This window comes from Kitasatospora sp. NE20-6, from assembly GCF_045862635.1.
Window position 1 is genome coordinate 1 of record NZ_BPRL01000027.1, and the last position, 11,690, is coordinate 11,690.

Below are 11,690 nucleotides of genomic sequence, written 5' to 3' on the forward strand. Positions count from 1 at the left end.
GGGAGGATCTCGACGGTGGTGTCGGTGCGGTCGGCGGCGATGAGCCGGATGCGTCCGGCGGGGATGTCCAGGACGGCGGTGATCGGGGTGGGGGTGTCGAACTTCTGCATGGTGTGCTCCTCGGTCCGTTGTTTCTGACATCGCAAACGCTACGTTGCGTTCGAGGATTCATCAAGGCACTTGTTGCGCTAAACCGTTGTCATTGCAGCTCAAGGCCGCATAATCGTTGCAATGGAAACGCATCTAATGCAACGTCAGCCACTCGCTCGTTGCAATGGATGAAAAGTGAACGCTATGCCGGACAGCACGGCCGGACAGCACGGCCTGGCAGCACGGCCGAGCGGCGCGGCGGGGCAGCAGGGCAGCGCGGCCCGGCCGGAGACCGCGCGGCCACGCGGTGCCGTGCGCGTCCGCGCCGTTGACGTCGGAGGGCTCCCGCGCAGGCCGCAGGGGTGACGGCGTTCCTGTCGCGGGATCGTCAACTCCATCTCCGGGGGCCGTCCGAGGTGGGGTAGCCTCGCCAACGGCTCACTCCGGGTGCACGTGCGGAGCTGGGTCCGGACAGGCGGGTGCCGACGACGGTGCCCGGACGGGGTCGGCGACGGCGTCGACGAAGTGGATGTGGGTCGGTTATGGCGGACATCTCCGTGGGCGGATCGTTGCCGAACGCGCGTCGCGGTCGATCGGTGGCCGGCGGGGCGGCCGGCGGGGCGGTCGGGGAGCCGGAACTCCGGCAGTTGCTCGCCGGCCTGACGGCGGTGCGGGACGGCGATTTCGGCACCCGGCTCCCGGACGACGCCGACGGTCTGCTGGGCGAGATCGCCACCGTCTTCAACGGCATGGTCGACCAGCTGTCGCTGTTCACCTCCGAGGTCACCCGGGTGGCGCGCGAGGTGGGCACGGACGGGCGGCTGGGCGGTCAGGCCGAGGTGCCCGGGGTGTCGGGCACGTGGAAGGACCTCACCGACTCCGTCAACGCGATGGCGGGGAACCTCACCAGCCAGGTGCGCGACATCGCGCAGGTCGCGACGGCCGTCGCGAAGGGCGACCTGTCGCAGAAGATCGACGTGGCTGCCCGCGGCGAGATCCTGGAGCTGAAGAACACCGTCAACACGATGGTCGACCAGCTCTCCTCCTTCGCCGCGGAGGTGACCCGGGTGGCGCGCGAGGTCGGCAGCGAGGGCCGCCTCGGCGGCCAGGCGCAGGTGCCCGGAGTCGCCGGCACCTGGCGCGACCTGACCGACTCGGTCAACTTCATGGCGGGCAACCTGACCGACCAGGTGCGCAACATCGCGCAGGTCACCACGGCCGTCGCGAAGGGCGACCTGTCGCAGAAGATCACCGTGGACGCGCGCGGCGAGATCCTGGAGCTGAAGAACACCGTCAACACGATGGTCGACCAGCTGTCGGCGTTCGCGGGCGAGGTGACGCGGGTGGCGCGCGAGGTCGGTACGGAGGGGCGTCTCGGGGGTCAGGCCGACGTCAAGGGCGTCTCCGGCACGTGGCGGGACCTGACGGACTCGGTCAACTTCATGGCGGGGAACCTGACGGCGCAGGTGCGGTCGATCGCGCAGGTGGCGACCGCCGTTGCCGAGGGCGACCTGTCGCAGAAGATCACGGTCACGGCCCGTGGCGAGATCCTGGAACTGAAGGAGACCATCAACACGATGGTCGACCAGCTCTCCTCCTTCGCGGGCGAGGTGACGCGGGTGGCGCGCGAGGTCGGCACGGAGGGGCGCCTCGGCGGTCAGGCCGACGTCCGTGACGTGTCGGGCACCTGGCGCGACCTCACGGAGTCCGTGAACGTGATGGCGGACAACCTGACGGCGCAGGTGCGGTCGATCGCGCAGGTGACCACGGCGGTCGCGAAGGGCGACCTGTCGCAGAAGATCCGGGTGGATGCGCGCGGGGAGATCCTGGAGCTGAAGGAGACCATCAACACGATGGTCGACCAGCTGTCGGCGTTCGCCGACGAGGTGACGCGGGTGGCGCGCGAGGTCGGTACCGAGGGCAACCTCGGCGGCCAGGCCACGGTGCGCGGGGTGTCGGGGACGTGGAAGGACCTGACGGACAACGTCAACGTGATGGCGTCCAACCTGACCGGGCAGGTGCGGTCGATCGCGCAGGTGGCGACGGCGGTGGCGCGCGGCGACCTGTCGCAGAAGATCACCGTGGAGGCGAAGGGCGAGGTCGCGGCGCTCGCCGGGGTGATCAACACGATGGTCGACACCCTGTCGGCGTTCGCGGACGAGGTGACGCGGGTGGCGCGTGAGGTCGGCACGGAGGGCACCCTCGGGGGTCAGGCCCGGGTGCCGAACGTCGCGGGCACGTGGAAGGACCTCACGGACAACGTCAACTTCATGGCGCACAACCTGACGAGTCAGGTGCGCAACATCGCGCAGGTCACGACGGCGGTCGCGCAGGGCGACCTGACCCGCAAGATCGACGTCGACGCGCGCGGGGAGATCCTGGAGCTGAAGACCACCATCAACACGATGGTCGACCAGCTCTCCTCCTTCGCCGCGGAGGTGACCCGGGTGGCGCGCGAGGTCGGCAGCGAGGGCCGGCTCGGCGGGCAGGCGGAGGTCGAGGGTGTCTCCGGCACGTGGAAGCGTCTGACCGAGAACGTCAACGAGCTTGCGGGGAACCTCACCCGGCAGGTCCGGGCGATCGCGGAGGTGACCGGTGCCGTCGCGGAGGGCGACCTGACCCGCTCGATCACCGTGGACGCCTCCGGCGAGGTCGCCGACCTCAAGGACAACATCAACTTCATGGTGGAGTCGCTGCGCGAGACCACCCGGGCCAACGAGGACCAGGACTGGCTGAAGTCCAACCTCGCGCGGATCTCCAGCCTCATGCAGGGCCGCCGCGACCTCGGCGTCGTCGCCGAACTCGTCATGGACGAACTGACCCCGCTGGTGTCGGCCCAGTACGGCGCCTTCTACCTCGCCGAGGACACCCCCGGCGGCACCGAACTCCAGCTCATCGGCTCCTACGCCTACCCCGCCGGTGACGGGCTGCCCACCCGCTTCGCGCTCGGCAGCTCCATCGTCGGCCAGGCCGCCCGCTCCAAGCGCATGATCCTCGTCGAGGACCTGCCCGCGGGCTACGTCACCGTCTCGTCCGGGCTCGGCTCCACCGCCCCCGTCCACCTCGTCGTCCTGCCGATCGTGGTCGAGGAACAGGTGCTCGGCGTCATCGAGCTGGCCACCGTGCACCGGTTCACCGACGTCCACCGGGCCTTCCTGGAACAGCTGATGGAGACCATCGGTGTCAACGTCAACTCCATCGTCGCCAACGCCCGCACCGACGAGCTCCTCGGGGAGTCGCAGCGACTCGCCGCCGAACTGCGCGTCAGGTCCGAGGAGTTGCAGGCACGGCAGGAGGAACTGCAGTCCTCCAACGCCGAACTGGAGGAGAAGGCCGCCCTGCTGGCCGCGCAGAACCGCGACATCGAGACCAAGAACCTGGAGATCGAGCAGGCCCGCCAGGAGCTGGAGGACCGCGCCCACCAGCTCGCGCTGGCCTCGAAGTACAAGTCGGAGTTCCTGGCCAACATGAGCCACGAACTGCGTACGCCCCTCAACAGCCTGCTGATCCTGGCCCAGTTGCTCGCGCAGAACCCCACCCGCAACCTCACCGCCAAGCAGGTCGAGTACGCCGGGATCATCCACTCCGCAGGCTCCGACCTGCTCCAGCTGATCAACGACATCCTCGACCTGTCCAAGGTCGAGGCCGGCAAGATGGACGTGACGCCGGAACGGATCCCGCTGCGCCAGCTGCTGGACTACGTCGAGGCCACCTTCCGGCCGCTGACCGGCCAGAAGAGCCTCGACTTCGACGTCACCACCGCCGCGGGCGTACCGGTCGACGTGCTGACCGACGACTACCGGCTGCGGCAGGTGCTGCGCAACCTGCTCTCCAACGCGGTCAAGTTCACCGAACGCGGCCGGGTCGCGCTGCGGATCGAGCCCGCCGACGAGTCACGGATCCCCGAGGTCGCGCGCCGCGGCGGCCCTGTCGTGGCGTTCCACGTCGTCGACACCGGCATCGGCATCGCCCCGCAGCACCTGGAGAGCGTCTTCGGCGCCTTCCAGCAGGCCGACGGCACCACCAGCCGCAAGTACGGCGGCACCGGCCTCGGACTCTCCATCAGCCGCGAGATCGCCTACCTGCTCGGCGGCGCCATCACCGCCGAGAGCGAGCCCGGCCGGGGCAGCACCTTCACGCTCTACCTGCCCGCCACCCACCCCGACGTGGAGTCCGCGGCCCTCGCCGCCGACCGGCCCGTCCGGGAGATCGGCCCGGCCGGCGGCGCCGAACCGCAGGAGGCGGCCCGCATCCCCGCGGCGGCCGCCCCGGCCCCCGTGCCCCGCCGCAAGCACCTCCTCGTCGTCGAGGAACGCCCCCGGGGCCTGCTGTCCCTCGTCGCCGAGAGCGCCGTCGCCGACCTCGCCGACCACGCGGACTCCCTCCCGGTGGAACTCGTCACCGCCGTGGGCGCGCAGGAGGCCGCCGCCGCCCTCGCGGGGCGGGCCTTCCACTGCGTCGTCCTGGAGCTCGACCTCGCGGACGGCGCCGCGCTGCGCTTCCTCGACCAGATGGAACGCGACCCGGCGCTGCACGGCGTGCCCGTGCTCGCACACAACAACCGCCGGCTCGGCAGCGCCCAGGAACGTGCCCTCCAGGGGCGCTCCGCCGTACCGCCGCTCGAACTCCTCTCCAGTCTGGACGAGTTGCGCGAGCGTATCGCCCTGCACCTGAGTGCGGAGCAGCCCGGCGACGTGCTCCCGCTGGTCCGCGCCGACGAGCCCGCCCGCCATGTCGCCCACGACGTGGACGGCTCCCTCGCGGGCCGCACCGTGCTGGTCGTGGACGACGACGACCGCAACCTGTACGCCATCACCGGGATCCTCGAACTCCACGGAATCCGCGTCCTGCAGGCCGAGCACGGGCGGGCCGGGATCGACGTCCTCACCTCGCACCCGGGGATCGACCTCATCCTGATGGACGTGATGATGCCGGAGATGGACGGTTACACCGCCACCGCCGCGATCCGGGCGATGCCCGGCCACGCGGACCTGCCGATCATCGCGGTCACCGCCAAGGCGATGCCCGGTGACCGGGAGAAGAGCCTCGGTTCGGGGGCCAGCGACTACGTCACCAAGCCGGTGGACGCCCGCGACCTGATCGCCTGCATCCAGCGGTGGCTGCATCCCTAGCGCCGACGCAGTGCCGACGGCGGCCCCGCCCGGTCCGCCCACCCCGCACCCGCCCATCGAGGAGCAGTCGGTGACCACACCCCCCGCACCGCACGGAGGCGCCGTCGGCCTGCCGCCGGTCGTGGCCGTCCCGCAGCAGCACACCCGCCCCACCGGCGGGACCGGCGACGGCACCGCCGTCGACGCCTCCGGAGCAGCGGGCACCGTGAGGCCCCCCGGGGGCGGCGGGGTCGTGGGCAGGCTCGCGTCGACCGTCGAACGGCTGCGCGCGGAGGTCGCCGACGCGCACGCCGCCGCCGACGGTCGCGCCCTCGTCGAGCTCGCCACCGGGATCCTGGTCGAACGGCTCGGCTGCGGGCCCGCCCTCGCCGGGCGCCAGCTCGCGGACCTCGCCCGGAAGGCCGGGGTGCCGCCCCTCGAACTCGCGGCGGACCTCATCGACCAGGCCTCCCGCGACCGCTTCACGGAGGTGGCCCGCGAATTCGTCGCCACAGCCACAGCCACAGCCACAGCCACGGCCACAGCCACCGCCACCGCCACGACCGCCGCCGCCGCGCCGCCCGAGAGCCTCTCGGTACGGCTCCGCGCCGCCGGGACGAGCCTGCGGACCGGCGACGTCCAGGCCGTGGCGGACTCCCTCATGGCCCACGCGCTGGCACCGCTCGGCGCCACCGCAGTGGCCGTCTGGGCGGCGCAGGCCGACGGCTCGCTCGCCCTGGCCGGGAGCGCGGGGTTCTCCCCGGAGGAGGCCCGCCGCTGGCACCACGTGCCGCCCGGTGTCCACACCCCCGCCACCCGGGCCCTCGCCGACCGGGGCCCGGCCGTGCACGGAACCCTCGCCCTGCCGTCCGTCGGCCAGTACCAGTTCTCCGGCGGGCGCATCGCCGTCCCCGCGGGCGTCAACGGGCGCATCTCCGGCGTCCTGGAGCTCTGCTGGGCCGAGGCGATCGAGCCGCCCGCACCCCGCATCCTGCGCCAGATCGAGGCGCTCGCCGAACTCTGCGCGCACGCCATGGAGGACCGGCCCGCCGCCGCCGACCGCCGCTACGGTCCCGGGGCCGACGCCCAGCTCTGGGAGCTCCGCGAGCTCACCGACGGCCTGCAGGACGCGGCGCTGATCCTGCGGCCGGTCCTCGACGGCGACGGGCAGCCGTCCGACTTCGCGGTCGAGCACGTCAACCCGAACTTCCTCGACTTCGCCGGCCGCCCCCGCAGCGCCGTCGCCGGCGCCACCCTGCTGGAGGCCTACCCGATGGCCGCCGAACCCGGCGGCCTCTTCGAGAAGGTCGAGAGCGTCCACGCCACCGGCGAGCCGTTCCGGGAGGCGAGGATGCAGCTCGCCGCCCTGGTGGACGACGTGCCGCTGCGGTCGACCGCCGCCGTGGCCATCAGCCGGCACGCCGACCGTGTCATCGTGGTGTGGCGTCCGGAGGACGACGCCCGACGTGTCGCCAGCCTCCTCCAGCACGCTCAACGCCTGGGCCGGATCGGCGGGTTCGAGGAGGACCTGCGGACCGGGGAGATCACCTGGAACGACACCCTCTTCGACCTGTACGGGCTGCCCGCCACCGCGGTGCCCGTCGCGCTCGAACAGCTCGCGGCGAGCGCCCACACCGATGACGCGCACGCCATCGGCAGGTTCCTGCGGTCCGTGCTCCACCACCGGCAGCCCGCCTCCACGGCCTTCCGCCTGCAGCGCGCCGACGGGGTCAACCGCCACATCCGGGTGGTGGCCGAGCCCGTCCTGGACGCCGTGGGCCGGCTCGTGGCCGTGCGCGGCGCCTACCAGGACGTCTCCGCCCAGCACTGGACGGAGGTCGCCCTCGCCGCGACCCGTGACCGGCTGGCGGACACCGAGGCGCGGTCCGCGGAGCGCGACCGGCTCGCGCTTCAGCTGCAGCACGCCATCATGCCGCCCAACCGGGGACCGCTCCGGCTGGGCGGCCTCAACGTGGCCGTGCGCTACCGTCCCGCGGAGGAGGAGCACGCGGTGGGCGGCGACTGGTACGACGCCGTCACCCTGCCCACCGGTCAGGTGATGCTCTGCGTCGGTGACGTCGCCGGCCACGGCATCGACGCCGCCACCGGCATGGTCGCGCTGCGCAACGCGCTCCGGGGGCTCGCCGCCACCGGCGCCGGACCGGCCCAACTGCTCTCCTGGCTCAACGTGGTGGCGTTCCACCTCACCGAGAGCGCCACCGCGACCGCGGTCTGCGCGCTGTTCGACCCGCGGACCAGGTCGATGCGGTGGGCCCGTGCCGGTCACCTTCCCCCGGTGCTCCTGCGGCGCGACGGCGCCGACACCCTGCCGAGGCTCGGCGGCATCCTGCTGGGGGCGATCGGCGACGCGGAGTACGAGGAGGGGCACGTCCAACTGGAGCCCGGCGACACCCTGCTGATGTACACGGACGGTCTGGTCGAACGCAAGGACCGTTCGCTGGAGGAGTCGCTCGGCCAGCTCCTGGAGACCGCCCTCCGCCTCCGGCAGACGGAGGACCGGTCGCTGCTGGAGAGCAGGCTCGACCACCTGCTCACCTACAGCAGTGCGGACACCGACGACGACACCTGCATCATCGGGATCGAGGTCGGGTGAACTCCCGCACGCGCCCGGACGGCAAGGACATCCACGCCACGCTGCCCCGGTAGGCGGAGCGGGACGGCGCCGTACGGTCCGCCTCAGGTGGTGGGCGGGGCGAACTCCGGCTGGTCGAGCAGGCGCAGCCAGCTCCCGTCGGGCTGGCGCCGGACGACCTGGGCCCGGGCGCCGCTCCCGTCCTTCGGCGGGGTCGAGGTGAGGGCGATGTCGCCGCTGACCAGTGTCGGCAACGGCTCCTCCGGGGCGAAGCGGGGACGGCCGGCCAGCACCTTCTCCCACAGCGCGCGGATCGCCTCCCGGCCCACGGTCAGCCGGCCGGGCGGGTAGGCCATCACCGCGTCCTCCTCGTAGAGGGCGGCGACCCCGGCCGCGTCACCGGCGTTGGACCGCTCGACGAACAGGCGGGTGATGTCCTCGGGCCGCAGGGCCTTCTCGTACTCCGGCTCGTACTCCGGCATGGGTTCCTCCTGGTGTGCGGTTCCGTCGGTTCCCAGCCTGGTCGGCCGCCTGCCGGAAGTCCAACAGATGGATCTGCTGGAAGCTAGAATCCACAGTCATGGAACTGCGCCAGCTGGAGTACTTCGTCGCCGTCGCCGAGGAGCGGAACTTCACCCGCGCGGCCGAGCGGGTGCACATCAGCCAGTCCGGGGTCAGCGCCCAGATCCGCCGGCTGGAACGCGAGCTCGGCGCCGAGCTGTTCGACCGGTCGGCCCGCACCGCCACCCTGACCGTCGCCGGGAAGGCCGCGCTCGAACCCGCCCGCGCCGCGCTCGCCGCGGCCCGGGCCGTCGGCCAGGCCGTGGGGGAGGTGACCGACCTGATCCGGGGCAGGCTCACGGTCGGGATGGTCACGGGCTGCACCGTCACCCCGCTGTTCGACGCCCTCGCCGCGTTCCACCGGGCGCACCCCGGGGTCGAGATCGCGCTGCTGGAGGACACCTCGGACCGGCTCGTCGAGGGGGTCCGCGCCGGTGCTCCCGACCTCGCTCTCGTCGGCACCGCGGCCGCCGCCCCCGACGGGCTGGAGGCGCTGACCATCGTCAGCGAGCGGCTCGTCGCCGCAGTGCCGGCCGGGCACCCCCTGGCGGACCGGCCGCGGGTCACGCTGGGCGACCTCGCCGCCCACCCGATCGTCTGCATGCCGCCCGGCACCGGTCTGCGCACGGTGTTCGACCGGGCCTGCGCCGCGCAGGGCCTGCGGCCCGTGATCGCGCTGCAGGCCGGTGCCGCGGACGCCGTCGTCGACCTCGCCGCCCGCGGGCTCGGCGTCGCCGTCCTCAGCGCCTCGATGGCCGCGGACCACCGGGACCGGCTGACCGCCCGCACCATCGACGACGTCGACACGCCGGCGGTGCTCGCCCTGGTCTGGAGGAGCACCCACAACCCCGCGGTGCGTGAGCTGCTGGTGCACGGCAGGAAGGCGTTCGCCGTCCCCGAGCCGGTGTGACGGGCCGCCCGCCCGTGCGGTGGTGCGCCGGGCCGGCGAACGGGTCGCCGAACGGGGCGCCGGGAACCCGGCGGAGCACGGACGCGACTGTCTGACGAGCGGCCAGGGCGGGCGCCGGCGCGGGAAGGCGGTTGCGGGGATGACGGTGCGTGGTGGCGGGGAGCCCCGGTCGGGACCGGGAGTGACGGCGCTGCTGACGTGCGCCATGGCCTTCTCGATGATGCAGCTGTTCCTGCTGGGCGCACTCGGACCGCGCCTGGTGGGCGGGTCGGTCCTGTCGCGGACGGAGCTCGGCCTCACCACCACCGTCGGGTTCGGCACGGCCGCGCTCCTCTCGCCGGTCGCGGGGCGGCTGGTCGACAGGGCCGGGCCGCGCCGGTGCGTGGTGGCGCTGCTGCTGCTGGCGGCCGTCTCGCTCGGGCTGATCGCCGCGGCACCGGGGGCCGGCCTGCTGCTGGGCGCGGTGGCGCTCGGCGGACTTCCGCAGGCGCTGGCCAACCCGGCGACGAACAAGGTGATCCTCGCCGCGTTCGCACCGCGGCGGCGCGGGGCGGTGACGGGGTGGAAGCAGTCGGGGGTGCAGGCGGGTGCGTTCGCGGCGGGCCTCCCGCTGTCGCTGCTGGCCGCCGGCGTCGGCTGGCGCGGCGCCGTGTGGACGGCGGCCGGTGCGGCGGCCCTCGCCGCCCGATGGGCGGCACGCGCCCTGCCCGCGGACCCCGAACCGGCCCCGGGCGCCGTGCCGTCCGGTACGGCGGGCGCCGTGGCGGGCCGGCTGGCGGTGTTCTCGCTGCTGCTCGGCTGCGGCGTGGCGTCGGTCAACACGTACCTGGCGCTGTTCGGCACCCAGCGGCTCGGCCTCCCGGCGACGGTGGCGGCCCTGCCGGTGGCGGTGCTGGGCCTGGCCGGGATGGCCGGACGGGTCGGCTGGTCGCGGATGGCGGACCGGGAGGGCCGGGCGGCGGCGCTGCCGTCGGTGCTCTCGCTGGGCGCGGTCGGTGCGGCCCTGCTGCTGGCCGCCGCGGTGCTGCTGCCGGCGCTGGTGTGGCCGGGCGCGGCGGCGGTGGGGGTGTTCGCGGTGTCGGCGAACGCGGTGTCGATGGTGCTGGTGATGCGGAGCTCGGCGCCGGGGCGCGCCGGGCAGGACTCGGCGATCGTGTCGGCGGGCTTCTTCGCCGGGTTCGCGATCGGCCCGCCGGTGTTCGCCCGGGCCGTGTCGGCGGCCGGGTACGGGCCGGGCTGGCTGCTGGTCGCCGCCGAGTTCGCGGCCGCCGCGGCCGTCACCGCCCCGCTCGCCGTGCGCAGGCCCCGCCCGGTGACGGCGTGAACCGCGCCGGGCCGCACTGGGCGCAGCCGGCGCTGGCCGCCGTGCTCGGCCGGGTCGCGGCGACCGCCGCGGAGGTCGGGCCGCGCTTCCCGCTGTACGCCGACCCGCACACCGGGCGGTGGACGACGACCGGCCGCGGGTCATGGACCGGCGGGTTCTGGGCGGGGCTGCTCCGGCTGCGCGCCCTGGCCTCCGGCGACCGTGCCGATGCGGAGGCCGCCCGGGCCTGCACCGGGCGCCTGGCGGACTGGGCGGGGGAGGACACGGCGACACGGGGAATGATCCTCTGGTACGGCACCGCGGCGGCCGGCGGCACGGCGGACGGGCTGCGTGAGCGGGCCGCGCACGCCTGCCTGGCCGCGTTCGACCGCGAGCTGGGCGTCGTGCCGTGGGGGAGCGCCTTCGGCGGGCCCCGGCTGCTGGCCCGCGCCGACGGCGTACCGGGCACCGTGCCGCTGCTGGCCCGGGCCGGGGCCGCCGGCGCGGAGGCCGCCCGCTCGCACCTGATGCGGCATCTGGAGCTGTGCCTCGGCGAGGATCCGCCGCGCCCGGCCTGGGCGGCGCTGCCCGGCGGCTGGCAGGGATGCGCGGAACCGGCGCCGGGCTGGAGCCGGACGGCGGCGTGGCTGCTGCTCGGGGCGGCCGACGGGGCGGCCGTGCCCGGCGCCGGCACCGGCGGAGGGCTGCGGGAGGCCGTGGACCGCCTGGTCGCGCTGCGGCTCGTGGCCGGGGCGCCGCCGGTGCCCCGGGCCGGCGCGGGCGGCGGACCGCCCGACACGTCGGCGGCGGCCGTCGAGGCGGTCGCCGCCCTGAAGCTGGCCGCGCTGGCCCGGGCGGCCTCGGACGGGCGCACCGCGGACCTGCTGGCAGCCCGCGCCGAGCTGGTCCTGCACCGGCTCTGCACCCGCCACCTGTCGCCCGCCGGAGCGCTGCTCGACGGGTGCTACGACGCGGAGCGCGGCCTGGCCGTCCGCCACGAACTGGTGTGGGGCGACTTCTTCCTGGCCCTGGGGCTGGCGGTGCTCACCGGACTGGTCGGGCCCTTCGCGTTCTGATCCGGGCCGGGCCGGTCGGGTTCTTCGCGATCCGGTCCCGCCGGGC

6 protein-coding genes are annotated in these 11,690 nt (G+C 74.2%); 5 read left to right on the forward strand and 1 reads right to left on the reverse strand.

From position 1 onward, the window contains the following. The first annotated feature begins 632 nt into the window (after positions 1-632). Positions 633-5,222: a HAMP domain-containing protein gene (locus tag SNE206_RS20140; RefSeq protein WP_407914819.1), complete on the forward strand. Its 4,590-nt coding sequence runs from the start codon at positions 633-635 to the stop codon at positions 5,220-5,222. 70 nt (positions 5,223-5,292) lie between these two features. Further along, positions 5,293-7,815, forward strand: coding sequence for a SpoIIE family protein phosphatase (locus tag SNE206_RS20145; RefSeq protein ID WP_407914820.1), 2,523 nt, complete (start codon positions 5,293-5,295; stop codon positions 7,813-7,815). Between the two features lie 83 nt (positions 7,816-7,898). Here the strand turns inward: SNE206_RS20145 and SNE206_RS20150 are convergent, their stop codons facing one another. Next, entirely contained in the window at positions 7,899-8,276 is a 378-nt protein-coding gene (locus SNE206_RS20150; RefSeq protein WP_407914821.1) for a YybH family protein, read from the reverse strand. 98 nt (positions 8,277-8,374) lie between these two features. Here SNE206_RS20150 and SNE206_RS20155 point away from each other — a divergent pair, with 98 nt between their 5' ends. The 3 genes from SNE206_RS20155 (at position 8,375) to SNE206_RS20165 (ending at position 11,644) form a co-directional block, all read left to right on the forward strand. Next, positions 8,375-9,265, forward strand: a complete 891-nt coding sequence (locus tag SNE206_RS20155) for a LysR family transcriptional regulator (protein ID WP_407914822.1) — start codon at positions 8,375-8,377, stop codon at positions 9,263-9,265. A gap of 181 nt (positions 9,266-9,446) precedes the next feature. Continuing rightward, positions 9,447-10,589: an MFS transporter gene (locus SNE206_RS20160; RefSeq protein ID WP_407914823.1), complete on the forward strand. Its 1,143-nt coding sequence runs from the start codon at positions 9,447-9,449 to the stop codon at positions 10,587-10,589. Beyond that, on the forward strand, positions 10,586-11,644 hold the full coding sequence (locus SNE206_RS20165; RefSeq protein WP_407914824.1) for a sugar ABC transporter permease: 1,059 nt from the start codon (positions 10,586-10,588) through the stop codon (positions 11,642-11,644). The genes SNE206_RS20160 and SNE206_RS20165 overlap by 4 nt, the downstream gene beginning before the upstream one ends. The last annotated feature ends 46 nt before the right edge of the window (positions 11,645-11,690 follow it).